Annotated in this window: 20 protein-coding genes; 10 read left to right on the top strand and 10 right to left on the bottom strand. The window is 44.7% G+C overall.

The window, feature by feature from the left end:
* The first annotated feature begins 96 nt into the window (after window positions 1-96).
* The 3 genes from CWO08_RS01165 to CWO08_RS01155 all read left to right on the top strand — a co-directional run bounded on the left by CWO08_RS01165 (window position 97) and on the right by CWO08_RS01155 (window position 2,938).
* Window positions 97-930: an ABC transporter ATP-binding protein gene (locus CWO08_RS01165; protein WP_107898357.1), complete on the top strand. Its 834-nt coding sequence runs from the start codon at window positions 97-99 to the stop codon at window positions 928-930.
* Window positions 927-1,889 carry an ABC transporter substrate-binding protein gene (locus CWO08_RS01160; RefSeq protein ID WP_102479253.1) on the top strand — a complete coding sequence of 321 codons (963 nt, stop codon included), beginning with the start codon at window positions 927-929 and terminating at the stop codon, window positions 1,887-1,889. The genes CWO08_RS01165 and CWO08_RS01160 overlap by 4 nt, the downstream gene beginning before the upstream one ends.
* 101 nt (window positions 1,890-1,990) lie before the next feature.
* Entirely contained in the window at window positions 1,991-2,938 is a 948-nt protein-coding gene (locus CWO08_RS01155) for an iron ABC transporter permease (RefSeq protein WP_065614844.1), read from the top strand.
* 20 nt (window positions 2,939-2,958) lie between these two features.
* Here CWO08_RS01155 and CWO08_RS01150 read toward each other — a convergent pair whose 3' ends face one another.
* Window positions 2,959-3,948 carry a zinc-dependent alcohol dehydrogenase family protein gene (locus tag CWO08_RS01150; protein WP_107898358.1) on the bottom strand — a complete coding sequence of 330 codons (990 nt, stop codon included), beginning with the start codon at window positions 3,946-3,948 and terminating at the stop codon, window positions 2,959-2,961.
* Between the two features lie 19 nt (window positions 3,949-3,967).
* Window positions 3,968-4,756 (bottom strand): phytanoyl-CoA dioxygenase family protein, encoded by a 789-nt coding sequence (locus CWO08_RS01145; protein WP_107898359.1) that lies wholly within the window; start codon window positions 4,754-4,756, stop codon window positions 3,968-3,970.
* A 285-nt stretch (window positions 4,757-5,041) separates the two neighbouring features.
* Here CWO08_RS01145 and CWO08_RS01140 point away from each other — a divergent pair, with 285 nt between their 5' ends.
* On the top strand, window positions 5,042-6,229 hold the full coding sequence (locus tag CWO08_RS01140) for a GGDEF domain-containing protein (RefSeq protein ID WP_102479504.1): 1,188 nt from the start codon (window positions 5,042-5,044) through the stop codon (window positions 6,227-6,229).
* A 53-nt stretch (window positions 6,230-6,282) separates the two neighbouring features.
* Here CWO08_RS01140 and CWO08_RS01135 read toward each other — a convergent pair whose 3' ends face one another.
* From CWO08_RS01135 to CWO08_RS01125, 3 genes are all read right to left on the bottom strand, one after another.
* The gene (locus CWO08_RS01135; protein WP_102479505.1) at window positions 6,283-6,528 is read right to left on the bottom strand and encodes a hypothetical protein; all 246 of its coding nucleotides are present in this window, start codon (window positions 6,526-6,528) and stop codon (window positions 6,283-6,285) included.
* 175 nt (window positions 6,529-6,703) lie between these two features.
* Window positions 6,704-7,585, bottom strand: a complete 882-nt coding sequence (locus CWO08_RS01130) for a DMT family transporter (protein ID WP_107898360.1) — start codon at window positions 7,583-7,585, stop codon at window positions 6,704-6,706.
* Between the two features lie 123 nt (window positions 7,586-7,708).
* On the bottom strand, window positions 7,709-9,040 hold the full coding sequence (locus tag CWO08_RS01125) for an MFS transporter (protein WP_107898361.1): 1,332 nt from the start codon (window positions 9,038-9,040) through the stop codon (window positions 7,709-7,711).
* Between the two features lie 351 nt (window positions 9,041-9,391).
* Here CWO08_RS01125 and CWO08_RS01120 point away from each other — a divergent pair, with 351 nt between their 5' ends.
* Window positions 9,392-10,105 carry an AraC family transcriptional regulator gene (locus tag CWO08_RS01120; RefSeq protein WP_107898474.1) on the top strand — a complete coding sequence of 238 codons (714 nt, stop codon included), beginning with the start codon at window positions 9,392-9,394 and terminating at the stop codon, window positions 10,103-10,105.
* A 100-nt stretch (window positions 10,106-10,205) separates the two neighbouring features.
* On the top strand, window positions 10,206-11,399 hold the full coding sequence (locus tag CWO08_RS01115) for an MFS transporter (RefSeq protein WP_170960801.1): 1,194 nt from the start codon (window positions 10,206-10,208) through the stop codon (window positions 11,397-11,399).
* Window positions 11,400-11,541: 142 nt separating this feature from the next.
* Here the strand turns inward: CWO08_RS01115 and CWO08_RS01110 are convergent, their stop codons facing one another.
* Both CWO08_RS01110 and CWO08_RS01105 read right to left on the bottom strand, forming a co-directional pair.
* Window positions 11,542-14,148: a hybrid sensor histidine kinase/response regulator gene (locus tag CWO08_RS01110; protein ID WP_107898362.1), complete on the bottom strand. Its 2,607-nt coding sequence runs from the start codon at window positions 14,146-14,148 to the stop codon at window positions 11,542-11,544.
* The gene (locus CWO08_RS01105) at window positions 14,141-15,352 is read right to left on the bottom strand and encodes an acyl-homoserine-lactone synthase (RefSeq protein ID WP_102432340.1); all 1,212 of its coding nucleotides are present in this window, start codon (window positions 15,350-15,352) and stop codon (window positions 14,141-14,143) included. The genes CWO08_RS01110 and CWO08_RS01105 overlap by 8 nt, the downstream gene beginning before the upstream one ends.
* 439 nt (window positions 15,353-15,791) lie before the next feature.
* On the opposite strand from CWO08_RS01105, the gene CWO08_RS01100 reads away from it, so the two are divergent.
* Both CWO08_RS01100 and CWO08_RS01095 read left to right on the top strand, forming a co-directional pair.
* Window positions 15,792-18,251 (top strand): M9 family metallopeptidase, encoded by a 2,460-nt coding sequence (locus CWO08_RS01100; protein ID WP_107898363.1) that lies wholly within the window; start codon window positions 15,792-15,794, stop codon window positions 18,249-18,251.
* Window positions 18,252-18,501: 250 nt separating this feature from the next.
* Window positions 18,502-18,894: a cystatin domain-containing protein gene (locus tag CWO08_RS01095; RefSeq protein WP_102479327.1), complete on the top strand. Its 393-nt coding sequence runs from the start codon at window positions 18,502-18,504 to the stop codon at window positions 18,892-18,894.
* Between the two features lie 104 nt (window positions 18,895-18,998).
* Here CWO08_RS01095 and CWO08_RS01090 read toward each other — a convergent pair whose 3' ends face one another.
* Entirely contained in the window at window positions 18,999-19,577 is a 579-nt protein-coding gene (locus tag CWO08_RS01090; RefSeq protein ID WP_107898364.1) for a hypothetical protein, read from the bottom strand.
* 212 nt (window positions 19,578-19,789) lie between these two features.
* Window positions 19,790-21,388, bottom strand: a complete 1,599-nt coding sequence (locus CWO08_RS01085) for an isocitrate lyase (protein WP_102432344.1) — start codon at window positions 21,386-21,388, stop codon at window positions 19,790-19,792.
* A gap of 130 nt (window positions 21,389-21,518) precedes the next feature.
* On the opposite strand from CWO08_RS01085, the gene CWO08_RS01080 reads away from it, so the two are divergent.
* Window positions 21,519-22,472, top strand: coding sequence for a LysR family transcriptional regulator (locus CWO08_RS01080; RefSeq protein WP_019825141.1), 954 nt, complete (start codon window positions 21,519-21,521; stop codon window positions 22,470-22,472).
* Window positions 22,473-22,589: 117 nt separating this feature from the next.
* Window positions 22,590-24,773: a malate synthase G gene (locus CWO08_RS01075; RefSeq protein WP_108019521.1), complete on the top strand. Its 2,184-nt coding sequence runs from the start codon at window positions 22,590-22,592 to the stop codon at window positions 24,771-24,773.
* A 211-nt stretch (window positions 24,774-24,984) separates the two neighbouring features.
* Here the strand turns inward: CWO08_RS01075 and CWO08_RS01070 are convergent, their stop codons facing one another.
* Complete coding sequence (locus CWO08_RS01070) at window positions 24,985-26,412, bottom strand: NAD-dependent succinate-semialdehyde dehydrogenase (protein WP_102432346.1); 1,428 nt, start codon at window positions 26,410-26,412, stop codon at window positions 24,985-24,987.
* Window positions 26,413-26,547 lie beyond the last annotated feature (135 nt).

Here is a 26,547-nt window from a genome sequence, read left to right as displayed (position 1 = left end):
TCCCATTACTTCTTAGAGCGGTCTTAATATTTCTATTAATAACTATACCTTTAATTTATTGTTATGTTATAACATAACAATAAGTGTTGTTTTTGGATGTTCGGTGGGAATTTGAATAAACCTGTATTGTCTGTGCGCGGGCTCTGCGCTGATGGCTTGGCTAACTGGAGAGCCGTCTCCGACGTGACATTTGATGTGAACGACGGTGAATGCGTTGCCATCATTGGGCCTAATGGAAGTGGAAAGTCCAGTTTGCTGAAAGGCATTACAGGCGAATACAAAACCGTCGCGGGTGAGTTGATGTTGTCTGGTATTCCGCTTGGAAGCCTTGAGCGGCAGCAGATAGCCAAACAAGTCGCGGTGGTTACTCAACATGAGCATGTTGATCCTCGTTTGAGTGTTGCTGAATATGTTGGCTTAGGCCGAACTCCTCATACATTTTGTTGTAGTGCAAAAGAGCACAAACGAGCGGTTCAGCAGGCGATGCAAGATGTTGGGCTGATTCACAAAAGCCAGCGGTGCTTTGGTGAGCTATCCGGTGGTGAACAGCAACGTGCAAGTATTGCTCGCGCCTTTGCACAAGAGCCGAGGCTTTTACTCTTAGATGAACCCACAAACCACCTTGATCCTCTCGCTCGTCTTGAACTTCTGAGCCTAATTAAACAACGCGGCATTGCGTCTGTTGTGGTGTTGCATGATTTACCTTTGGTAGCGCCATTCGCCGACAAAGTCTTGTTGATGTCAGACCAAAAAATGGTGGCGTTCTCAGCCCCAGATACCGTGATGCGAGACCGATACATGATCCCTGTTTTTGGATTGCGGGTTCTTACGTTCAATCATCCTGTTATATGCAGCACCATCCATCATTTTGAAGCTGCATCAACTCACTTAACTCTTTCTAATCACTCTTTAATAGGAGCAGCCCAATGAAGTGGCCTGTAATTTCCAGTCTTTTGTTTCTTTTACCTTTCTCTTTTGCGCATGCGACAAGCACTCAATACCCAGTGACGGTTGATAACTGTGGGAGCCCACTGACCATTGAAAAGCGGCCCTCGCGTGTGGTTGTACACGACATCAATATGACCGAGATGGCGTTTGCTCTTGGTCTTCAAAAGGAGATGGTGGGCGTTACGGGTATTACCGGGTGGTACAAGATGTCGAGTTCGTTTGAAGAACGTTTAGGTGATATTCCTGAGCTCGCACCTAAGTATCCTTCATTAGAAACATTGATTGCTGCTGATGCTGACTTCTTTTTCGCTGGCTGGAATTATGGAATGAAAGTAGGTGGTGAAGTGACGCCTCAAACACTGAAGCCATACGGGATTGATACCTTAGTGCTCTCTGAAAGTTGCATTCATACCCAAGACCAAAAAGAAGGCGCGACAATGGATCTGCTTTATGGCGATATGAAAAAGTTAGGCGTTATTTTCGACAAGCAAGCAGAGGCCGAGGCTTTGGTGAAAAACTGGAAAGAGAGAGTTGAAAAAATAGCAGAAAAGCAAAAAGCATCAGGTAAGCCGAGCCCAAAAGTGTTCTTGTTTGATTCGGGTGAAGACAAGCCTTTCACCGCGGGTAAGTACGGAATGCCAAACGCAATGATTGAAGCTGCTGGTGGTCAAAATATCACAGGCAATATGGAAGCTAGTTGGGCTCGAACCTCTTGGGAGAATGTCGCTCGTGAAAACCCAGATGTGATTATCCTTCTGGATTACCAATCGGCGAGTGGTGCCGATTCGTTGCAACGTTTCCTCGAAGCCCATCCGTTAATGAAATACACCAATGCGGTCACTTCTGGTCGCTATGTCAAACTGCGTTATGAGCAACTCACCCCTGGGCCTGCCAATATCGATGCCATTGAGAAACTTGCAGAAGCGTTCGTTTCTGAGTGATCGGGAAGGTTATTATATGAAACCTTATTATTGATAAGAGTAGTAGTCCGTTGATTTTATTTGATAAATATCGGGCAGCATGGCTAACAGGTATCACTGCTATGCTGCTCGCCTTCATGATGAGTTTGCAGTTTGGCTCGGTTCCTTTGTCTTTCAAAGAAGTGCTCATAGGGTTGAGTTCTTTCACTGATCCAATGCCGGATATGACCAGTCGAATACTGATCGATCTAAGGTTACCTAGAGCATTGTTAGCCGTTATTGCGGGCGCAGGGCTGGCGATGGTTGGCGCGTTGCTTCAAACCTCGACACGCAATGATCTGGCGGATCCGTTTCTGTTTGGCTTGTCATCTGGCGCGTCTGCTGGTGCGGTGTTGGTGATCACCAAAGTGGGAGACGCTCTGGGTGTTTGGTCGCTGCCACTGGCTGCATTCTCGGGTGGTATTGTGTCGGCGACCGCTGTTCTGATTCTGTTTTCGATGCAGAAGAAAAAGGGCAATGACAACTTGATCTTGTGTGGTTTGGCGATCTCATTTCTATTCGGAGCCATCACCAGCTTTTTGATTTATTCAGGCGACCAAAGAGCGGCGAGTTCGATTTTGTTCTGGACTATGGGAGGCTTGGGGCTCGCGCGTTGGGATAATTTGATTTTTGCCTTGGCGGGCGTGTTATGTCTGATTGCGTTAATTTTCAAGCGTTATCGCGAGCTCGATACTTTGTTAGTGAGTGAACAGACGACAAGCTCACTGGGGATCAACGTACACCGCCTACAAAGCGAGATTTTTCTTTGTTGTGCGTTTTGTACTGCGTCGATTGTATCGATGACCGGAGTGGTCGGTTTTATTGGCTTGATGGTCCCCCACTTAGTACGACCATTTTCAGGCGTCACTCACAAGCGAGCTCTGCCTCTGGTTGCCTTGTGGGGCGCGGTACTTTTACTATTTGGGGATGTGATTAGCCGAACCATATTAGCGCCACAAGAACTGCCTGTAGGTATTGTTACAGCAGCGCTTGGCGGGTTGTTCGTTTTGTATCTTGTTTGGCGTAAATAGTGCGGCTAAATTCCACCAAACTACACAGGCAGTAAGACGATCTTGCCATCTAAGCGTGTGGTTTTCGATTCAATGAGATCAATCGCGGTTTGCACTTCATCGAATGGCAGGTAGCGGTCGACGTCGAGCTGAATGTTGTTTGTGATGAAGTGATCTAGCATGGTCGTGAATTTATCACGGCGAACATCTTTACCTTCTGCTTCTTCCCAATAACGTAAAAAGAAGGTGCTGAAATCGATACCTTGGTTTTTCGCGTACTCAAAGAAGCGTGGTTCGTAAAAATCCAGAGACAGCGTCCCATAGTTGATAAAACGCCCATTATTGCCAAGGGTGTGAATAAGATCGGTTCCGGGTGAACCGCCAATTGCATCAAAGGCGACGGTTGGAGTTGGCAAGCCTAAGGCCTTAATTTTATTAACTAAATCATCGTTTGCATCCAATACCCAGCTTGTGGCTGTTGGGTATCGTTTCGGCTGTGATGTAACAACAATGATGTTGAAGCCGAGCGATGCTGATAACTGGGAGAAGATCTTACCGATGGCAGAGTTGCCTGCGTTGATGATCAACACATCTTCTTGGGTTAGCTTGGCTACTTCTGTCGTCAGTACCCACGCGGTGAGCGCATTTATATACAACTGGCAGGCGTAGCCATTATCTAGGTGCTGAGGAATGTGGAAGAGGTTGTCTGGTGATACATCGACATAGTTCTGCCATGTTCCACTGGTTGCCACAAGCACGCGCTGATTCACTGCTAATTCGGTATTGCTGGACTCTACAACCTTTCCCACCGCTTCAAACCCCGGTACTCTCGGCGGCTGGTGGCTGTGTTTGTACTGTCCAACACCATAAATCGACAACAGATCACTAGGGTTGATGTTAGTCGCTTCAATTTGTATTCGAACTTTATCTTTGTCTAGTGCCCCTAAAGCGACATGCTCTAGCTTTAGAGACTCTTTCGGCTGCCCGAAACGGAACTGGCTAATTCGGGTATTTTGCTTAGTGTCAGTCATAGTTCGGGCACCTTTGTGGTTATGAGTACTGCATCGACTTTAAGTGTAGCGTGTTCATAAACAATCTTGGATCAGCAATATTGCTTAGCATTGCTGGCGTTGGCAAGCAGTCGTCATCAACGTAGTCGACATAGTCTGCTGCCGAGTCAAAGATCAAAATATCCAAGGCTAAACGATCTAGCCCGTATAGACCTCGATGGATCATGTCCGCTGAAAACACCAATAAGTCGCCTGCGGCTAACGGTATCTGCTTGCCGCCAGAGATATCATCACTGCTCACTTTGCCGTTTTCTTCTTGTCGAACATTGTATTCTTCTTCATTGTCCCAGCGCTTGTGTGTTCCGGGGATAAGCTCCATACCGAGCTCATCAAAAAGGGGCACACGAAGATGCAGTACCTGGGTTTCCATGATGACTTTCATCTGGTCATCAATGTCGTAGTCGTATTGACAGTCGCGATGCCAGAAGTCTTTTTGTTGCGGGTTTACTGGGTTGAAGAACAGCTGTGTATTCATGAATGCCGGTTTGTTCGGAATCACCGCATCAACCACGTCCATCACTTGTTTTGAGCTGATGAAGTCGAAAAGCACGCTTCTATCGTCGGCAGGCAAATATTCGCTTCCCGTAATTAAAGACGAGTTAAATGCTTCTTCTTGATAGAATTCTTCGTTGTCTGCTTTCCATGATTCATGGAATTTCAGTACGACTTTTCTAAGCGATGTAATTTGAGCTTCATTGAAATAATTTCTGATAACAAAGTAACCATGTTCGTCGTAACGGTCACTTAATTGTTGGCTGTTTTCTACCACTGACTACCTTCGTTCCCACAGATTTCTTGGGCGCATAATGCCAGACAGTTGTCATTCAACCAAGTAACGAGTGCAGAAGCCTGTAGATTCAGTGATGCTATGAAGCCAAATGGGGGGGAGTTTTACATGCCTATCTATGTCATAGGCTCATGCGACAAAAGTCTCTGCATATGTGATCCATCCCTTACTTTACAAAATGTAAATATTCATATGGTGAATCTTTTTGTGGTTTACATGATTATTAAGAATGTTGCGATTTGGTTTGCGTATGGAAGATAGAAAATCATGGATGGTTTTTCGCTGGATATGAGAACACTTAATTTTATTATTATTTTGTTCTCTTTCATTTACTGTATTGGCTTATTGTTATTTCAATTCACTCAACAGCCAATTAAAGGGCTTTCTAGCTTTTCCTTTTCAATATTTGTTATTGGAACTGGACCGTTGATGTTGAGCCTAAGAGGGGAACTACCGGATTGGATCACTGTTATTGGTGCTAATATGGTCATTGCGCTTGGTTTTCATCTCGCTTTGTATAGTTTATGCCTGTTCCGAGAATACTCCTTAAAATGTACCTACTTCAGCAGTTTGATGATATTGGCTCTTCTGCTAGGTTTTATTCACTTCACGTACTATGAACCTTCCATCAAGGCTCGAATTATTCTCATTAGTTTCTATTTAGCCTTTGTCACTCTTTGCACTGCCTTTGTGGTGTTAAAGGGTCAACGTGATGACTTGAACTTAGCTACTCGGATGATGGCCTTATCATTTTTGATATATGGCGGCTTTATGGCTTTCCGGGTATTGGTGACGCTATTTTCTGCTGAGCTGCAGGATTTCATGACGGCCGCGCTGATTCATCAACTTGCCTTTTTAGTGAGTATTGTTCTTATCGTGTCGATGAGCTTCACAATGCTCTGGTTGATTAATGCAAGATTGCTTAGGTCTATTCATGATCTGTCTTACAGCGATCCTTTAACGGCACTTGGAAACCGCAGAGCATTAGATGAAATGGTTCCAGTTATCATGAAGCAGGCGGGGACTACTCCTGTCAGTGCCATTATGATGGATATTGATAATTTTAAGTCGATCAATGACCAACACGGACACATAGTGGGTGATCTCGTTATCAAGTCTTTTGCTGAAATGGTTCAAAGTGCAATCAAAACATCGCCTACAGCCAGTGCGTTCCGTTTTGGCGGAGACGAGATAATGATTTTATTGCCCAATGTTAATTTCCTACAAGCACAGGCTATTGCTTGCAAGTTGCGGTTGTCTATTTCAGAGATCTCAGCAGTGCAAGGAAATGAGATGTTTCTGACGTCGAGTTTCGGTGTTGCTCAGCTTCACCCGAATGAGAGTTGGAATGGGTTTGTTAGCCGAGCCGATAAAGCGTTGTATCAAGCGAAAACAAACGGTCGTAATATGACTTCAATTTGTCCTAGTCATATTAACGAACTCGTCACTGCCTGATGATGACAGGTCTTTATGCGTTAGTTTGACCCGCCACTATTTTGATAAAGCCATTATATTGTTGGCTGTGGCGCTGAGTCTGCTTTTTGGCTTTGCGTTAACGTCTGTGAGGCAGTGGCTTTAGTTTCTTCCGTAGACGTAAAATGTTTATCAGTTAGCGTCACGGTCATTCCTTCATGCTTCACTGTTGTGCTTGACGCTTCTAATTGGGCTTGGTTTGTTGTCGCGGGCTCTGCGAATGCCATCATTGAGGTTGTAAAAAAGATCGTTGTTAGTGCGATTTGAGTAAGGGTTTTCATTGGGCTGTATCCTATTGGGTAATGATTAATAGCTGATACGTGCACTATAAAAATTATGTGGAGGCCGTTCTTATCATTTTACGCCACTGTAATATTTATGCGGTGGGTGAATATTTCACTGGGGTATGATTTCCAGTCCTCTTTGACCCAACGTCCAAGTATGGCGACGTTCAAATCACTGCCACATCACCAATACCGCTGCGATAGAGAGTAAGATGAGTGCAACAATGTCTTTGCGAGCAATACTTTGCCCCAACCAGAAGTAAGAGATTAACACCATAAAGACCACCTCAACTTGTCCCAACGTTTTCACATAAGGCACGGCTTGAAGTGACATTGCACTAAACCAGCCAAGAGAACCGATCACACTGGCTAGGCTTGTCATCACCACCAATCTCGACTTCTTGAATATCTGGTGTAACGTGTCGCGTTCTCTGAAAAAGAGGTACGTACAGATAATCACTGTTTGAAGAGAAATAACTAGGAACAGCACCCACGCTGCACTATGAGGGAAGGGAAGGCCGATGTTCAAGCTGGCTTCTCGAACCCAAAGAGACGTTAAAGCAAACGCGGTACAGCAAGCCATACCTAACAAAAACACTTTGGGGGAAAGGCTTCGCCAACCTGAAGCGCTACTCATGATGAGCACGCCCAAGGTGCCAATTAATACGCCTACCCAGCCTGTAACGGTCAACGCTGTGCCAAAAAATAACACGGAAAGCACAGCAGAAACCGGAGCTTCACACTTGGCAAGTCCAGCACCAATCGCATAGTTTTCGAGCTTAAATAGCATCACCATCAAGCCTGTTGCAAGGATCTGCATGATTGCCGCAGCAACTATGTAGAAAACAAACTCACCGGAAAAATTAGGCGCGGAGACTGGCTGCCATTGGTACAGCGAATAGAGATAAATAAGTGCGATTGGGCCAGCCCAAATAAAACGAGCCAGCGTAACGCCAGCCACACTCATTGTGCCCGCTAGTTTGCTTTGAAAGGCATTGCGCCAAGATTGGCTGAAGGCAGCAAGCAGGGTAAAGGCGATCCAACTAAAAGACATGACGCTTCCATGTGTGATGTAATTTGATGGTGATACTAACAAAAAATCACATGATAAGAAGTGTCATGATCTGTTTATAGCCACAGGCTCACCTTTATTCTCTATTCAGTATTGGAGCGCTCTTCAGAAGATCGGCTGTTTCTTGTTTTTGAAATAAAACAACGCGCTGATTAACACGAACAGTAAGGCGAAGTAATAGCAGAATGAAGAGAGCGATGCTAAGAAGGCGAGGTTCTGTTCTATTTCTTGCTCGGTGTAATTATTAGAGACCAATTTGTAGTAGTAAGCGTACAAGATCCCGATCAGCCCGTATCCGAGGTTAAACATCAAACCTTTGAAACTAAGAACGGTGGCTCGGTTATGTGACTCGGTCTTTTTGTTTAGGTGGTAGCTGATGAAAATGTTCATCGTCATGATGATAAAGATAAGCACCAGCGCAGGAACTACCCCATAGATGGACCAACCTAAACTGATCCAATAGTAGGTCGCGATACTTGCTAAGCCCATGACAATAATAAAGGTTTTTGGCTCGATACTTTCTGCCAACCTCCGGCTTTGCCCCGCTAAAATGATTTTTAGCAGACTGATTCCCGCGCCAATAAAACCAAAATAAATAATAGGAATATCGATAGCGAGATAGTATTGGCTGTTCATGGTTAAGAACATGCGTGAAGTGTGTTCGAACAAGCTGTAATAGAGCAAGATGAACAGCACGTAAGGCGTAGCAAGTACCCACTTACCTGTATCAGCCGTTAACTTGAGGCTGGCGATGGTCGTTGCTAATTTGCTCTGATCGCTTGGCATCACCTTCTTTTCTTCACGCATGTTTATCGCGGCATAAAGTGCGAGTAACGCGACCAAGAGAGTCGCGAACACAGGGATTCGCATCAGGTCTTTGGTGCTTTCTGGCTCGGCTAGCCCAAGGAAATGAAAGATGTTCGCCATGAAGTTCACGTCGTACATCGCAGCGCCGATCAAGGTGACAAAGATACCGACACTAGAAGCGATACGGAGCTGGATTTGTAACACTCGCGGCCACAACTCTTCATTGCCTTGTTCTTTTAAGGTGTCGTAAGCCAATGCCTCATCTGCACCACTTGCCAATGCCATTGCTAACCCACTGAGTATTCGGTTGACCAAAAATACCATGAACACCAAGTTAGCGTCTCCGGTCGGTACGAGTGCGATCATGGCTATCTCTATGAACATCACAATCGAAGACAACACTACAAGCTGTTTGCGACCTAAGGTATCGGCGAATGCCCCAGATGGAACTTCTGCAAGTACGATGGTCGCCGCCCAAACTACGTTTAGCATGGCAAACTGAGAGAGAGTTAGTCCGTAATCTAAATAGAGTAGGGTGAATATAGGGTAATAAAAACGCGCAAAGTAGCTGCTTCTAAACATTAAGAAGTAGCGGACATTGGGAATTTTAAGAATCTCTTTGAGCGTCATGATAATTTCAGTAATTTAGATAATACATTCTTATGTATAACCCTTTTACTCTTTTAAATCATGGAATTGTTGCATTCTTCAATATCTTTTTGATTTATCGAGAATCTGTTGAATGGGTAAGGCTTGCGGCGTTATGCTTTTATAAGGAAAAATCATACCGGAGAGTGCTTGGTGCTCAATCATTGTCGCGTAATCGACAGTTATTGGCGTGAAACCCTAAATAGTTCTGTTTATTAAGAGATAGATTGAGTTAACGGGAATTAGAAAACTTAAAGAGATAGATGGAATATCTACTTAAGATTGAGCCTATACTTAAAGCTTATCAATAAGATAAAGGATGAAATAATTAATTTGGACGACTATCAAGTCATTGTTAAGCATCATGAATCGCACTACTCAGGCGAGGTACATACTCATGATTATGCTCATTTAGCTTTTATACACCAAGGCTGCCAAATTCTATCAACTGACCAGCACAGTTTACTCTCTATGCCCGGCTCTTTAATTTATATTCCCGCTGGCGTATCACATCGTGCTGACTTTCTAAAGCAATCACATGTTTCCTTACTTCGCCTACCCCAAGCTGCAACTCCTAATATCACTAAAATATGCATATTGGACGTATCTCCCATCGTTGCTCAGCTATTCAGTGTTTGGGAAAATGGAGGACCAGAACAAAAGCTCGTGACTCACTATGTGCACGTTCTAGTCGACCAATGCATCCTTTGTAAGCCAACCAATAACCCCCTAATTGCAAAGGGAGGGATGGACAGACGACTGCTATTGGTAATTGAAGCATTATCAAACAAACCTAACATCAAAATGTCTATCTCAGATTTATCTAAGCAAACAGGGGCTTCCGTTCGTACCTTAAACCGACTTTTTTTGTCGAGTTTCAAAGCATCTTTTCGAGATATCCGACAAAAGGTGGTGATGGAACGTGCTGAAAAAATGATGGCAAAAGGCATTAGCGCAACTGACATTGCATTCGAACTTGAGTACTCAAGCCTGTCTTCATTCTCCACTGCATTTAAAGAACATCAGAAAAAAGCACCCCAGAATTAAACTTGGCGCAATTTGTAAACACAGTGTCGTTTTACCCAAAACCTTAACGTGAGGATCTATTTAACATGATGCTCTGTTCTTAACGTTTATGGGAAAACGAGTGTCCAAAATAACCAATATATTTATCAGCATTTTAATGGCATCGAGCTATTTTTTTGCGTCGAGCATGTATACGCCAAGCTTTCCAGATATACAAAGTGAACTCCACACCTCTGAGGCGTTAGTACAACAGACGTTGAGTCTGTTTTTTATCGCTTTAGCATGCAGCCAGCTTATCTGTGGGCCGTTATCCGAGCGGTATGGGCGAAAGCCCGTTGCTATTCTTTCATCTGCGATTTTTGTCGTTGGTTCAATGACTTGTCTCATGGCTGATAACATAGATATTCTGTTACTGGGTAGGATCATCCAAGGTTTAGGGGTTGGTGGCCTTTACCTGCTCTGCCGAACAATACTCCAAGATGCCTTCGAAAAAACGGAACTCATGGGGATACTTGCTTGGTATGGGATTCTTTTTATGAGCCTACCCGGTTTAACGCTGATTTTAGGGGGATACCTGACTCAACACTTTGGTTGGCAAGGTAATTTTGTCTTCATGGCATCTTTATCGATCGCAACACTATTGATTATCACATTTATGAAACGTGAAACGATCAGCCAGAAGAACCCTGATGCAATTAAGCTTAAACAGATACTAAAAGACTATGCTTTCATCACATCGAACGTAACGTTTCTGTGTTATTTGGCAATGATGTTCAGCGGGACGAGTTGCCTACTGCTTTTCCAAGTAACGGGTTCTTTTGTTGCTCAGAATCAATTTGATTTAACGGCCGCAGATTACGGAATTGGGTCAATGGTTTTGATAGCGAGTAGCGTTGCATCAAGATTAATTTGGAACCAGTTTCTGAAGAATCGTATCAGCGAAAATATGACTCTAGTTTATGGGAGCCTGATTCAAATTGTAGGCTGTGCTGTTATTACTCTGAGCCTTTTCGTACATAGCTACTCACTAGTGTTACTCGGGTTTTCATTGATGGCGTTTGGCTCTGCATTTTTACTTGCGATAGCTGGCGTTTCTGCATTGTATTTGTTTCCTAATCACAAGGGGCAGGTTGGTGCTATCTACGGTGCTTTGCAGATGGTTGGAGCATTTGGTTTTACGTTTTGTTTATCGTTCGTTCCGGCCAATCACGAGGTAATGGTTCTGAGCAGCTGGGTATTGTCACTGATGAGCAGTGCCGCAATTATTGTCATGTACATGTGCCAGCGAAAAACGTTGGAAATGCCTGTCGCTTAATCAAGTTTGATTCAGAAAAGTCATAGAATTGATAATTTAGGCTGTTAATTTTGCTAACAAAAAAATCCCCTCAAGGTACGCTCTGAAGGGATTTTTTATTAACCAATAATGCAGTTGTTAGCCATTACCTGCTTGCCATTAGCTATTCATTTTCTGTTTCCTTAGAAGCATTAGACGTTGTGCCTTTTTTCAACCAATTATCAAGCACGTGTTGCAGTGCATTCAAAGAGGTTGGTTTCTCTAGGCGACCATCCATCAACTTGCTGATCATATCTAACTCGTGCTGTCCTGATTCGCCAGATAAAGCAATGATTGGTGTTTGAGGAGAACGTGCCTTGATGATTTGGCTTGCGTCAAAACCATTCATTATTGGCATTTGTACGTCCATTAAGATCAAATCGACCTTATGTGTTTTGAACTGCTCGACGGCATTCTCACCGTTTTTGGCTTGTAAGCTATTTACGCCAAGTCGATTCAGGTACATTTGAACAAGTGTGCGTTGTACTTCTTTATCATCGACGATAAGTACGGTTGGAGCCAAATGATTTCCTGGCTTTAATGTACTTGTGGGTTCTGAATTTTGCGTTGCCGCTTGGTTATCTGGCTTAGCTTCTACGTTGGTTTTGTTTTCAGTTGTGGTTTGATTACTTTTCCAATCATTGAAGTAAGGCGTACGAAGTGCGTCTGCTTTGGGTGCATTGGGTACCACAGGGAAGTACAGGTGGAACTCAGTAAACTCCCCAAGCTTAGAGTGGCATTCAACCCGGCCGCCAAATGAACGCATCACTCGTTGGCAATAGCCAAGCCCTAGGCCACTACCACCGCTTTTTTGGTAAGAGAAGAAGTCATCAAAAATCTTATGCGTAATGGCTTCATCAATGCCGGGACCGGTATCTCTGAATATTAGAACGTTCTCGTAAGATCCTGTGTTGGTGCTGATCTCAATTTGGCTTTCTGGGTAAGAATCAAAGTAGTAGATTGCATTGCGTATCAGGTTGAAAATGACGAAGTTGAATAAGGTTTCGTTCAGCTTTGCTACAAAATCAGCGTGTTGTGGTAAACGAATGCGTTCAATGATCTTTTCATTCTCAAAACCATAGTGGCTTACGGCTTGATCCACGGCTTTGTGGATAGAGGTCATCGTCACAGGACCGTTTTCCGGCGTACTGTCACTGACTTCGCGCAGGATGATATCAATCAGTTGCCGCCCGCGTTGAATCGCCGCTTGGCCATTCTCAATATCCTTTAGGATTTGTTTAGCTGGGGCTTGGTTATCTATGTGCTGCTTTAACACCTCAAAATGCAGCTGCACTTGAGCAAGAGGGTTACGCATTTCGTGTGCGATAGAATTAGCAAGGGCGCGACTTTGGCGAATGCGTCTATCGGCTTCAATGGTGCTTTGTACACGAGTTAACAAGGTTTGCAGGGCAGAGATCTCTTCGTTAGAGAACATCTGATCGTTGCTCTTGTGTGACGACACCAATAAGTGCGTGACCGATTTCCCCTGACCAAATAAAGGCATCACCAAGGCGGTGTCGTTTGAACTCATCTTGTCATACAGGGCTTTTATTGAGCGCTTGGCTGGTGCGGTGTAATCAAGCTCCTGAGAAAGTTCGTCAAACACTAAAACAGACTTGTTGGTAGACAGATAATCTTCGTAGAAAGTTTCGTTGTAGTTGCTGTTCACCAGACGCAGCTTGTCTTCTGGAATCTGCAGTAGGCTACCTAATCGACGCATTGCATCATCAATCGACAGCTTGAAATCGTCTTCTAGTGAGAGGATCTGCTGTACTGGCGTTTTCTTGTTTCCGTAGACAAAGAAGGAAGCGTAGTGGCTCACTCGTTTGTAGAGAACATGCCAAGTGATGCCGATAATCGCACAGATTGGGATAGCAACGAGCCATTGACTGTTGTCTGTTAGCGGGATAAATATCGCGCCAAAAGGGATCACCAAAATAGCACAGACCAACAGCGCATTTAGGCTCATGTACGCAAGGTATTTCACGCTGTAGAAGCGCGAGGTCAGCAGGGCATAGCCAACGAACAACATTTCACTGATCGACAAAGCTGGTGGCAGCCAAGTGAGCGAGAAATCACGCAAGAAGTAGGTCATGCCTAGGTGGATTGTCGCAGTGGACAGCATGAATACCAAGATACCTGCGATCATGTAGTTGGTTTTGGCTAAGGTCAGCTTACTACTGTTGGTGCGCATGGCCACGAGGTTGAGTAGTGTTAGGACAACAAAACTTATCATCCCAATGAAGAAGTAAGGTGTTTGAGGGCCGAACTCAATCACGAACTGGCTTGGGCCTGCAATGGTGACGTGTTCAACGGTTAACCCCGGACTTAAATTGATAAAGAAGGAGTAGACGGTTAAGGTGACGAAAATGGCTTGTTGCCATGCGTGAACCTTACCATTGCGTTGTTCGGCGGCGAGCTTACACGAGAAGTAATAGGCAAAGGCAAACGCAAAGAAAGAGGCGAGGTTGGCAAACTTTGCGGCGAACACGGCGGCCGGGGCCCCAAGTTCCGGTAATAAGTCGGTATGGAAATAAGCGTTACTGCTGATCCACGCAACAATGCAGATCGAATACGCGATGTAAGGGGCATGGTGTGTCCCCGCAATCACTTCGTTCTTTTGTTTCAGGCGATAGCAGTAATAGAACAACCACATGACAACCACAGCCACGGTTGCAAGCAGTGTGATTGCTTTTGCATAGATGATCGCCTCTAGGCCGAAATCAAACATGTTCATCCTTTCTTACCGAGCTCGATTTTTCTAATGACTTTCGGCTTTCTCGCACTGCGCGTTTGTAGCTGCGAAAATCGACATTATTGAACGCTTTTACCATTATCTCGAAATTCCAGAACCCACGATAAATTGTTGTGCCATCATTATTTAATTCGCAATACCCAGAATGGAAGTATGCTTTAGAATCAATGGTTTGATAAAACTGAAGCATGAAAGGTTGCTCGATAATAGTAAAACCGATTTTGTAGCCTATTTGATGTAATACACTCATCAGCTCTTTTTGAGCAAGGTAGAGGAAATAGAGTTTTTGTTGGGTATTACCACTGACTGTCAGACGCAGCACTTCACACAGGGCATTCTTATCGGACAATTGTAACTGGAATTGTTGGTCAAATTCTGGAAGAGAGTAACATTTTGACAGTGTAGGCGGTGTCAAAAGTTGTAACCCTGCGAGTTCAGCGTAGCCGTAATTGGGTAAACAGTATTGCCATTGCTCATTGCTGAACGGCGGTGCGTAACTTAGCCAAGTGTCATTCTTAGACCAGTCTTGAATCAGCGCAGAGGAAACCAGTGTTGGAAAGGCTTCATCGACCGGATGTTTGAGCAGAATAAAATGCTTACCTGCCTGAGAAAGGTGTAATAAAGGCAGCATCTCAAACCATTTTTCACCCTTGATGAACACCTCAAGATTGCTCAAAGCAATGGCATCGCTGATGGACATTCCTTGTGGGTGGCTCGGTGTTTGTACCACAAGCGGATCATCTTCTATTCGTTCAATGATTGCACCATAGTAAGCGCTGTCTTTGATAGGGAGTTCAGTGTGAGAGGGCGCACTTGCGTCCAACGGTGATTTTGCTTTGATGGCTGCAATTTCACATTCACACCAAAAATCTAACCAATGCATGTAACACTGACTTGCGGCCGCTTCTAACAGTGCCATCTCTTTCGATAAGGAACTTGGATAGCGTTGAATAAGCTCGCGATAGTCCATCAGTTCAAATAAAACTGAGAGGCTTTTGTGTTGATGTTCGGGGAAGAACGATTCCAATAGTCGTCGACGATAGTCTGTGACGGTTTGGAAAAGAGCGATACGTTCTTGTGGCTGATAAGCGTTGATCGTGAGCTCGATCAGCGCTTGTTGTTTCTTTTCGATAGACAGACTGCTAGCCAATAGTGAGTCTAAAGACGACGTTAATTTCATGGTGTGAACCTAGCCTAGGTTTATATAATTATTTTTATTTGATTTGCACCAGTCAACTCGACACGGATTTATAGTAAGTATTTGAAATAAAGTTACTTTGATGAACAAACGTAACTCTAATTGTGTCTATTGTTTTTAAAAACAAGTTGCATAATCGAGCGCAAGTTTACTACTTGTGCTGACCCTTAACAATATGGGTTAGTCATGTACGAATTAATTAATGATTCCCTAAATTAGAGTGCTCTCAATCACTTATATGGTTTGATCATGTGTGGAAGTTAATTTATTCAATCTGAGAATATCTTTTTGAATTTATAAATTGGTCCTGAGTGTTTATTTTTTGAACCAAGCTCATAAATCATACGCAACTCAATTCACCTTATAGATTGTAAGGAATATAACAGCGTGCTCAATTATATAATTAACTAATGAGTGTGGTATGTCTCATCTCCGTCTATTTCCACGTCATCGCTTGGCGATCGCTTGTATGCTTGCCAGTGCGTCCAGTTTCTCTTTTGCTCAAAATCAGTGTGAGGTGCTTGATCTTCAACAGGCGTCCAATCTTGCACTCGCTGTCTCTTCGGCAAACAACAGTTGCTACAGTTCTTGGTTCTCTGCATCGAATAATTCACTAGATAATATCTATAGCGAAGCAAACCTAAGCCGCATTCAAGTTGCACTGAACTCAGAAATAACTCGTTACCGAGGTGAAGCTGAACAAGCCCGTAAACTTGAAAACCTTGGTGAGTTTGTTCGTGCCGCTTATTACGTTCGCTATAACGCGCAAGCGCAAGACTTCAGCGAAGCGTTGAGTCAGCGTTTTGCTCAGTCGACGATTGCTTTCTTAGCTAACCCTGATGCGTTGGATCAAGGTCGTGAGCAGGTGGGTGCATTGAAAAGCCTGACGCTAATGGTCGATAACGTTAAACAATTGCCACTGACAATGGATGCGCAACTTGCGGCATTACGTCACTTCAACCAAGAAACGGCGCAAGACTCACAATGGGTCGATGGGTTAAACAATCTGTTTCGAGCAATGGCAGGGCACGCAGCTAGAGATGACTTCTACGATTACATGGCGAGCCATACCCAGCATATCGACACGCTTGCAGCATTCGCCCGTGATAACACGTGGGCTTTAGATACTGATGCGAGCTTCCTTGTTTATAACGCCGTGCGTGAAACTGGTCGTTTGCTGGCAAGCCCAGATAAATTAACGAAAGACAAAGCGCTGCGTTTTATGCGGCAAGTGATGGTACAAAACCCACTTGGCAGTGAGCATGACAAGCTTTGGTTAGCGGCGGTTGAGATGATGGGGTATTACGCGCCAGACGGCTTGAATGGATTGGATCTAGAGCAAGCAAAACGTGATTTAGCAATGCGTGTACTTCCCAATCGTCATGAGTGCCAAGGGCCTGCGATTATTCGCTCTCAAGATTTAACGCAAGCACAATCAATTGAAGCATGTGATGTACTCGCGGCAAAAGAGGCGGACTTTCATCAAGTTGCGAACACAGGCCAACAACCTGTCGCCGACGATAATAACGAGCGAGTTGAAGTCGCGGTGTTTGACAGTAAAGGTAGCTACACCGATTACTCTGCATTCTTGTTTGGAAATACCACCGACAACGGAGGTCAGTATTTAGAAGGTAACCCTGCCGAAGTGGGTAACGTGGCGCGTTTCGTCGCTTACCGTTACGCTAACGGCGATGACCTTTCAATTCTCAATTTAGAGCATGAGTACACTCACTATCTCGATGCGCGCTTTAACCAATACGGCTCCTTTAGCGACAACTTGGCACATGGTCACGTTGTGTGGTGGCTAGAAGGTTTTGCTGAGTTCATGCATTACAAGCAAGGTTACGATGCCGCTGTTGGTTTGATTAGCAGCGGGAAGATGAGTTTATCGGACGTGCTTGCGACCACCTACTCTCATGATTCCAACCGTATCTATCGATGGGGTTACTTGGCGGTGCGCTTTATGATGGAAGAACATCCTCAAGAAGTGCAGAGCTTGTTGGCACTGTCTCGTGCTGGCAAATTTTCAGAATGGGCGCAACAAGTGAAAGTGCTTGGCCAGCAATACAATGGTGAGTTTGATCGTTGGCTAGACACTGTTTCAAGTGAACCAACAGAGCCTACTGATCCCACAGAACCGACTGACCCCACAAATCCGACAGACCAAGCCAGAGTGCTTGCAGCAAACCAAGGTGTAGTGTTGAACGGCGAGGCGTACAGTGAGCAGCTGTTCTACGTCGATGTACCTGAGAACACCACGCATTTTGAGGTTTCGATTGAAGGTCATGCTTCAGGCCAAAGCCAAGGTGATGCTGATCTTTACATGAGCTACAACAAAGAAGCGCATTACTATGATTTTGAATTCAGCCAATACGGAAATGGAAGTAATGAGATGGTGACGTTTGAACCAAAGTCATCGGGTTTCATCAAACCGGGTCGTTACTACATGAGTATTGCAGGACGCACCGATTTCAATGACGTAACACTGTTGGCATCACTAGAGACAGAAGCGCCAACGCCGCCATCACAAGAACAAGATGATTTAACGCCAATAATACTGGAATCAGGTCAGCCTCAAATACTCACCGTGCACCAACGACGTTATGCGGCGGTTTATGTTCCACAGGGCGTGCAAGAGGTAAGAGTATGGTTGAATGATAAGAGTGACGTTGCTGAGAGTGGACAGTCGAATGCTGGCAACGTTGATCTATTTGCAAGTCGTTCATACTGGCCTACTTCAGGGCAACACGATTATGCCTCTAATTACCGTGGTAGCAATGAGTACCTGCAAATCCCTGTAACAGAAGAAGGCTATGTGCATTTCTTACTGAGTGCTGAACAGCATGGGGATGATGTCGAGATGTTGGTGTTCTTTCACTAGCAAAACAGGCAGCAATTAAAAAGCACTAACGAAAACGCCACCTAATCTAAATGATCTAAATATCAATTGAATAGACGGGTAAAAAGCCGGGCAGTAGTGTCCGGCTTTGTTTTTCTGACAGTGCTCTGTATTTATAGAGTAGTTACACCATAATCTCTGATGAAGTAATGACATTTAAGGTCTAAGCTTGCCTACATATGAAACATTATTGCGAGTATTCCCTCGTGAATGATTGAGGTAGAGAGAATTTATGAAGAAAGTACGATTAACATCATTACTTGGAATTGCAACCTTGTTTAGTGTCGCTGCGTTAGCTGGGTGTAGTCAGAAATCTGAGGTACCAATTCAGCCACAAGAGAATGCGAACCCTATCTGTAGCACTAAAAACCTAACTGGTGGTTGGTCGCAAAGCGATGTCACACCAGAAGCTAAGCAAGCTTTAGACGCAGTTCTTGGCCAAATGAACACTTCAGCTGAGCTTAAGCAGATCTTGAGTGTTCGAACTCAAGTCGTGGCGGGTTTGAACTATGCTATTGAGTTTGAGATGGATAATGGTGAAGTGTGGAACACCATCGTTTACCGTTCTCTACAAGGTGACATCGAAATGACACGACCTGCACAGAAAGGTCGTTTGTGTTCATAATCTAGAGGCTTCTGTACCTTGTGAGATAGGCTTGATAGCAAATAAAAATGGCTCCGTATCGGGAGCCGTTTTGGTTTTTAAGAAGACTGATTTATTGAACGCTTTTAATCGGCCAGTTCGGGCTCAGCTAACTCTTGAACACAAGCACGGCTGATGTCTTCATCAATATAAGCCATTCCCAGCTTGTTTAAGTAATCCATACGATCAGCGGTGCGAAGTTCAATGTCAGGGCCTGAGATGTTGTTTTCTTGATAAACCTTAGCCATGTGAGTCATGAAATGCTTGCCCACACTCATCATTAACAGGCTCATCGCACCCACGTCCGGTCTTACTTTGGCACGCTGTTTTTCAGACAGGTTTACCGCTAACACGATAGGTTGTTCTTCTCCTTCGAAACGAACACTACGCTCACGAACGGTTTGTTGCGCCCAGTAATACGCCAGTTCTTTGCTCTGGGTGAGAAACACTGGTTCAACCGATTCGGTGTAGTTATTGCCGATGGTCGCCATGGTTTTTGAAGCCGCTTCGTTGAGGGCTTTGTCTCCAGAGCGCTTTAGTCCTTGGCCTTGAATAGAAGCGAGTAAAGCTGAAGATGTACCGTGATACCAAGTATCACCCGTCGCGAAACCATTTTCTGATAGCAGCGTTTTTGCATCTTGTAGGTGTTTAGGTATTGAAGTCATAGGCACTCTCAATCAAAAGAAATATCAACAAACAGGAATCTCAAAAAACTTGAATACAGTTAGCTTAAACAGAAGTTGTTTGGTTAACCGTGGTGTGGAACACAAATCTGAGGCTTTGAGATAAAGCTGGCAGTAGTAGCTTTATCTCAAAGCCTTCCCCCGGATCTTACCTAAGTAAGAGAGAAGGACGAGGGAGGCTTTCGTGTTAGCGATTAATCAAATTGGTTCGATGTATTCGCTTCACCTGCTGCTTTTAGTGCGTTCTCACCAGCAAAGTACTCTTTGTGGTCATCACCCATATCTGAACCAGACATGTTTTGGTGTTTAACACATGCGATGCCTTGGCGGATTTCTTTACGTTGAACGTTCGCAACGTAGCCCAACATGCCTTGGTCGCCGAAGTACTCTTTCGCAAGGTTGTCAGTAGACAGCGCTGCAGTGTGGTAAGTAGGCAGTGTAATCAAGTGGTGGAAAATACCCGCTTCACGAGACGCGTCTGCTTGGAATGTGCGAATCTTCTCGTCAGCGCTTGCAGACAGTTCTGATTCGTCGTATTCCGCGCTCATTAGGTTTGCACGGTCGTAAGCTGATACATCCTTACCTTCTGCTACCATCGCATCGTAAGCTTGCTGACGGAAGTTTAGCGTCCAGTTGAATGATGGAGAGTTGTTGTAAACAAGTTTCGCATTAGGGTGTACTTCACGTACGCCATCCATCATCTCTTTGATTTGACCGATGTGTGGTTTCTCAGTCTCAATCCAAAGAAGGTCAGCACCTGCGTTGATTGCTTCAATACAGTCGAATACACAGCGGTCTTCACCTGTACCTTCGCGGAATTGGTATAGGCCTGAAGGTAGACGCTTAGGTCGAACTAGTTTGCCGTCACGGTTGAAGCAAACATCGCCTTCAGCCATATCAGCAACATCAATTTCTTCAACATCTAGGTATGAGTTGTAGATGTCACCTTGGTCGCCAGGCTCTTTCACTACTGCGATTTCTTTTGTTAAACCAGCGCCTTGTGAATCGGTACGAGCAACAATGATGCCGTTGTCGATGCCTAGTTCAAGGAAGGCGTAACGAAGTGCGCGAAGTTTTGCGTGGAAGTCAGCATGTGGAACCGTTACTTTGCCGTCTTGGTGACCGCATTGCTTCTCATCGGCAACTTGGTTTTCAATTTGTAGACAACATGCGCCCGCTTCAATCATCTGCTTAGCCATTAGGTAGGTCGCTTCTGCGTTACCGAAACCTGCATCGATATCTGCAATGATTGGCACCACGTGTGTTACGTGATTGTCAATTTTGTCTTGGATAAGGTCTTGTTGGTTAACATCGCCCGCTTCACGTGCAGCGTCTAGCTCACGGAATAAACCACCCAGTTCACGTGCATCAGCTTGGCGCAGGAATGTGTATAGTTCTTCTACTAGGCCTGCAACCGATGTTTTTTCATGCATTGATTGGTCTGGAAGTGGACCAAAGTCTGAGCGAAGTGCAGCAACCATCCAACCAGAAAGGTATAGGTAGCGGCGATCTGTCTTGCCATCAAAGTGCTTCTTAATAGAAATCAGCTTTTGTTGACCGATAAAACCATGCCAGCAACCTAAAGACTGAGTGTATTGAGAGCTGTCTTTATCGTAAGCCTCCATATCCGCACGCATGATATCTGCCGTGTATTGCGCGATATCTAGACCTGTTTTGAATTTGTTTTGAGCTCGCATACGAGCAGCAGATTCAGCATTGATTGCATCCCATGGAGCACCTGCAGCGCTTTTTGCAACTTCTATCATTTCGATATCTTGTGTAATTTGCGACATAACTATTCCTTAGTTTCACGTGGGGTATGGTTGCCAAATTGGCTTGGATTAAAACTTTGCTATGGACAAAGAATAACCACACGTGTGATAATTTTGTTAATTTATAGTTATTATATTCGGTATTTTTCTTATGAATATTGCTCGTATAGACCTTAATTTGCTTGTGTATTTAGACATGTTGCTACGTGAAAGAAACGTTACACGAGCGGCAAATCAATTAGGCATAACTCAACCAGCCATGAGTAATGGACTGCGCCGATTGCGTGATCTGTTTGAAGATCCACTATTGGTGAGAACCAGTGAAGGGATGGTGCCGACCGAGCGAGCGCAAAAGTTGCAACCGCTGATTAGAAATATCTTGGCGAATGTAGAAAAGACACTCCAGCCGACCACAGAGTTTAATGCAGAAGACAGTGAACGCGTGTTTCGCATCATGGCGAGTGACTATGCAGAATCGACCATTATTCAACCTCTTCTGAAAAGGTTAAGTGAGATCGCACCGAAAATACGACTGGATATCATGACGCCAAGTGACGTGAGTTATCAGGATGTAGAGCAAGGTACTGTTGATATAATCATCAACCGTTTTGACGACATCCCACAGTCGTTTCACCAGATGAGCCTTTGGCACGACGGGTTCTCTTGCCTATTTAGCTGTGATAATCCAATTGCCGATAACTTTGATATTTTGTCTTATTTAAAAGCGCAACATATCTGGGTAAGTAAGACGGGGATGGGAACCGGAGTGGGAATCAACCCAAGTGAAGCACAAAAGCTCGGTTGGATAGATGAAGCGTTAATGCGCATTGGTAAAACCCGCAATATCACGGTATTTACTCGACACTACCTGTCGGCGATTCTTTTCGCACAACAGAAGAACTTGATCCTTACTATTCCTACTAAAGCGGCGCAATTGCAGCGCAACAACCCTAATTTGTTAATCAAACCAGCCCCATTTGCTATTGAACCTTTTGAAGTAAAGATGGCGTGGAGCCCCTTGTTACAAACCAATCCAGACCACCAGTGGATGCGTCGCTTGATCAAAAGTGTAGCCAATGAAATCGAAAGTGGTGTGACGGGATAACACAGTTTTTATGGTATTTCTTTTGTGAATATCCAATATAAGCGGCATAAATTAGCTAAATTTTCGTCAGTTACGTAAATTTATTTAGTAGTCAGCGGTTAATTTGAGAGAGATTTTATGAGCAGTCGTATTCAACAGGGAAGCTTGAGCATTGATAGCACCCTCTACCAATTAATTAATGAGCAGGTCATTCCTGGAACAGGCATAGTCGCAGAGGACTTTTGGCAATCTTTCGCAGCCATCCTTAAAGATCTGGCACCAAAGAACCGTGCCTTACTTATCAAGCGTGAAGATCTTCAACATCAAATTGATGTGTGGCACCAAGAGCGTGCGGGTCAAACACTCGACGCAGCAGAGTACAAACAGTTCCTACAACAGATTGGCTACCTCGTACCTGAAGGCGAAGACTTCCAAGTAACTACTGCAAGCGTTGAGCCTGAAATTGCAACACAAGCGGGTCCGCAGCTTGTTGTACCTATTATGAATGCACGTTTTGCGCTTAACGCGGCCAACGCGCGTTGGGGTAGTTTATACGATGCGCTCTATGGAACCGATGTCATCAGTGAAAGTGACGGCGCGGAAAAGGGCGGAAGCTTTAACCCTGTACGCGGTGCTAAAGTGGTGAGCTACGCTCGAGGTTTCCTTGATGACGCTGCACCACTAAACGGTGTCTCTCATAAAGACGTGACCAAATACAGCATCAGTAACGCTAGCGTCGGCAATAAGCTGATAGCGACACTCGATAACGGTGAAGAAGTCACTCTCATAGATAGCAACCAGTTCATTGGCTATCAAGGTGACGCAAGTTCACCTTCGTGTATTCTTCTTAAACACAATAACCTTCATATCGAAATTCAAATCGACCCGAGTGCGCCGATTGGCAGCGTCGATGTGGCGGGTATTAAAGATGTACTGGTGGAATCGGCACTGACCACGATTATGGATTGCGAAGATTCGGTTGCTGCGGTTGACGGTGAAGACAAAGCATTGGCTTACCGAAACTGGTTAGGTTTAATGAAGGGTGACCTTCAAGAGTCGCTAGAGAAAAACGGTAAAACCATTGTTCGTAATCTTAACCCCGATCGTCAATACACCAGTGTGACGGGTGGTGAAATCTCACTTAAAGGTCGCAGCATGTTGTTCATACGCAATGTGGGCCACCTAATGACTAACCCTGCGATTATTGATGCTGAAGGTAATGAAGTGCCTGAAGGTATCATGGATGGCATGGTTACCTCGCTCATCGCGATGCACGATTTAAAGGGTAATAGCCCTTACCAAAACTCGACCGCGAACAGCATCAATATTGTAAAACCTAAAATGCATGGCCCTGAAGAAGTGGCTTTCACCAATGAGTTGTTTGGTCGCATTGAGGATGCACTAGGTTTAGAACGCTTCACCATTAAAGTCGGCATTATGGACGAAGAGCGTCGTACCTCTGTGAACTTGAAAGAGTGTATTCGCGCAGCCAAAGACCGTGTCGTGTTTATCAACACAGGTTTCCTAGATCGAACGGGTGATGAGATCCACACTAGTATGGAAGCGGGTCCGTTTGCTCCTAAAACACAGCTTAAAACCATGACTTGGATTGGCGCATACGAAGATCAAAACGTTGATCTTGGCTTAGCTTGTGGCCTGCAAGGTAAAGCCCAGATTGGTAAAGGTATGTGGCCAGAACCAGATAACATGGCGAAGATGATGGACGCGAAAATTGGACACCCACAAGCCGGTGCCAATACCGCTTGGGTTCCTTCTCCAACTGCGGCGACTCTGCATGCCTTGCACTATCACAAGGTGAGTGTTCCTAGCCGTCAGAAAGAGCTTCGTGAGCGTGTGAGAGCAAATGTTGACGATATTCTTACTATCCCATTGTTAGGCAATCAAAAGCTGACTGCTCAAGATATCCAAAACGAACTGGACAACAATACGCAAGGTATTCTTGGTTACGTAGTTCGTTGGATTGACCAAGGCGTAGGTTGTTCGAAAGTGCCTGATATTAACGATGTGGGATTAATGGAAGACCGTGCAACGCTGCGAATTTCAAGTCAACACATCGCTAACTGGTTACGTCACGGCATTTGCGAGGAAGCCCAAGTAATGAAAACCATGAAGCGCATGGCAGCAGTGGTTGATGAACAAAATGCAGGGGATCCAAGCTACCAAAATATGGCGCCTGATTTTGAAAACAGCATTGCGTTTTCAGCAGCGTGCCAGTTGGTATTTGAAGGCTGTGCTCAGCCGAGTGGTTATACCGAGCCAGTGCTGCACGCGATGCGTCTAAAGCTGAAAGCGCAGGAATAGCGAAGCAACCGAATAACAAAAACAGAGAATGTAAAATACTAAAAAAAGAAACCCCCTTTAACCGAGCCCAAGGTGCCGCGCTTTTATAACGCGGCTTTTTTTTGATTCATTTTTGTGGTGGGAAGGGGGGAGAGTGGGCCAGGTTAGTGCTCACTAAGATTTAAGTGCTTCTGAATCTTGGTTAACGCCGAAACCTACTTGCTACTAAAACCTAGTTACTACCAAAACATAAGTATTTAATGTCCATGTACTCATCGATGCCTTCTTTAGCACCTTCACGGCCAATACCTGATTGTTTAACGCCACCAAAAGGCGCGACCTCGGTTGAGATTAGGCCATCATTAATACCGACCATACCGTATTCAAGTGCTTCTGCTACCTGCCATACGCGGTGGATATTCTGGCTGTAGAAGTAAGACGCCAAACCATAAATAGTATCGTTCGCCATCTCGATGAGTTCCTCGTCTGTGTCGAATTTCATCACAGGTGCGACTGGGCCAAAGATCTCTTGTTGAACAATGTCCATACTGTGTTTCACATCTTTAAGAATGACAGGCTGAAGGAAAAGCCCATCAAGATCCTTAATTGGAGTAACAGGCTCAGCTCCTTGTTCAATCGCTCGGTCTATTAATGCTTGGATGTTGTTCTTGGCATTCTGGCTGACAACAGGGCCAATGGTTACACCTTCATCTAAGCCGTTACCAACCTTAAGTTGTTGAACGGCTTGATCAAATTTAGCCACGAACTCATCGTACACTTTACTGTGAACATAGAATCGGTTTGCACAAACACAAGTTTGGCCAGCGTTGCGGAATTTCGAGACCATTGCGCCTTGAACCGCAGCGTCGATGTCTGCATCGTCAAACACAATAAAAGGTGCATTGCCGCCGAGTTCCATAGAGGTACGCTTGATGCCTTTTGCGGCTTGAGCCATCAAAATACTGCCGACACGGGTAGAGCCTGTAAAAGAGATCTTTTTGATTAATGGGTGCGATGTGAATAACTCACCAATCTGTTCTGGGCTATCACCTAATACGACTTGGAGTAAATCCTTAGGAATACCCGCTTGGTAAGCCAGTTCGACCACAGCAAATGCGGAAAGCGGTGTCTCATCTGAAGGTTTCACGACAAAGCTACAACCGGCAGCTAATGCAGGCGCTGCTTTACGAGTGATCATTGCAACAGGGAAGTTCCATGGCGTAATGGCACACGCGACTCCGATAGGTTGCTTGATAGTCACCAAGCGTTTGCCTGCGACTGTGCTAGGAATGGAGTCACCATAAGTGCGCTTGGCTTCTTCTGCGAACCACTCAATGAAGCTCGCACCATATACCACTTCACCTGCCGCTTCTGCTAACGGTTTACCCTGTTCAATCGTCATGATTCGAGCAAGGTCTTCTTTATTCTCAATGATTAGCTGGTGCCAACGGTGCAGTGATGCAGCTCGAGATTTAGCTGGAACCTTTGCCCACTCTTTCTGCGCTACATTAGCTCGTTCAATCGCGCTTGCTAACTCTGTTTCTGATGATACCGGTGCGTGTCCGATGAGTTCACCCGTTGCTGGATTTGTGACTGCAACTGCGTTGTTCGCTTCTGTCACCATAAAAGAGAGTAAGTGCTGGTTCTTAATGTTTAGCATCGTGATTCCTTTGTTGTGATTACTTTAGACGTGTTGCTGATATGCGGGTTGGTGAGTGTTCAGATCATTTCGACCAAATGTTCATTAGTCGCAGATTGTGGTCGTTAATTCGATAGTTTTGAAGTCCTTGTTTGT

This window comes from Vibrio sp. 10N.286.48.B8 (assembly GCF_003050085.1).
Taxonomy (GTDB): Bacteria; Pseudomonadota; Gammaproteobacteria; order Enterobacterales; family Vibrionaceae; genus Vibrio; species Vibrio crassostreae.
Note: the sequence above shows the minus strand (reverse complement) of the source record. Positions and strands in the feature narration are given on the sequence as shown.

What these genes read in the sequence shown, in the direction of transcription:
- CWO08_RS01165 (WP_107898357.1), top strand. Translation starts at nt 97, where the DNA reads ATGTTCGGTGGGAATTTGAATAAACCTGTATTGTCTGTGCGCGGGCTC.
- CWO08_RS01160 (WP_102479253.1), top strand. Translation starts at nt 927, where the DNA reads ATGAAGTGGCCTGTAATTTCCAGTCTTTTGTTTCTTTTACCTTTCTCT.
- CWO08_RS01155 (WP_065614844.1), top strand. Translation starts at nt 1,991, where the DNA reads ATGCTGCTCGCCTTCATGATGAGTTTGCAGTTTGGCTCGGTTCCTTTG.
- CWO08_RS01150 (WP_107898358.1), bottom strand. Translation starts at nt 3,948, where the DNA reads ATGACTGACACTAAGCAAAATACCCGAATTAGCCAGTTCCGTTTCGGG.
- CWO08_RS01140 (WP_102479504.1), top strand. Translation starts at nt 5,042, where the DNA reads ATGGATGGTTTTTCGCTGGATATGAGAACACTTAATTTTATTATTATT.
- CWO08_RS01135 (WP_102479505.1), bottom strand. Translation starts at nt 6,528, where the DNA reads ATGAAAACCCTTACTCAAATCGCACTAACAACGATCTTTTTTACAACC.
- CWO08_RS01130 (WP_107898360.1), bottom strand. Translation starts at nt 7,585, where the DNA reads ATGTCTTTTAGTTGGATCGCCTTTACCCTGCTTGCTGCCTTCAGCCAA.
- CWO08_RS01125 (WP_107898361.1), bottom strand. Translation starts at nt 9,040, where the DNA reads ATGACGCTCAAAGAGATTCTTAAAATTCCCAATGTCCGCTACTTCTTA.
- CWO08_RS01110 (WP_107898362.1), bottom strand. Translation starts at nt 14,148, where the DNA reads ATGTTTGATTTCGGCCTAGAGGCGATCATCTATGCAAAAGCAATCACA.
- CWO08_RS01105 (WP_102432340.1), bottom strand. Translation starts at nt 15,352, where the DNA reads ATGAAATTAACGTCGTCTTTAGACTCACTATTGGCTAGCAGTCTGTCT.
- CWO08_RS01100 (WP_107898363.1), top strand. Translation starts at nt 15,792, where the DNA reads ATGTCTCATCTCCGTCTATTTCCACGTCATCGCTTGGCGATCGCTTGT.
- CWO08_RS01095 (WP_102479327.1), top strand. Translation starts at nt 18,502, where the DNA reads ATGAAGAAAGTACGATTAACATCATTACTTGGAATTGCAACCTTGTTT.
- CWO08_RS01090 (WP_107898364.1), bottom strand. Translation starts at nt 19,577, where the DNA reads ATGACTTCAATACCTAAACACCTACAAGATGCAAAAACGCTGCTATCA.
- CWO08_RS01085 (WP_102432344.1), bottom strand. Translation starts at nt 21,388, where the DNA reads ATGTCGCAAATTACACAAGATATCGAAATGATAGAAGTTGCAAAAAGC.
- CWO08_RS01080 (WP_019825141.1), top strand. Translation starts at nt 21,519, where the DNA reads ATGAATATTGCTCGTATAGACCTTAATTTGCTTGTGTATTTAGACATG.
- CWO08_RS01075 (WP_108019521.1), top strand. Translation starts at nt 22,590, where the DNA reads ATGAGCAGTCGTATTCAACAGGGAAGCTTGAGCATTGATAGCACCCTC.
- CWO08_RS01070 (WP_102432346.1), bottom strand. Translation starts at nt 26,412, where the DNA reads ATGCTAAACATTAAGAACCAGCACTTACTCTCTTTTATGGTGACAGAA.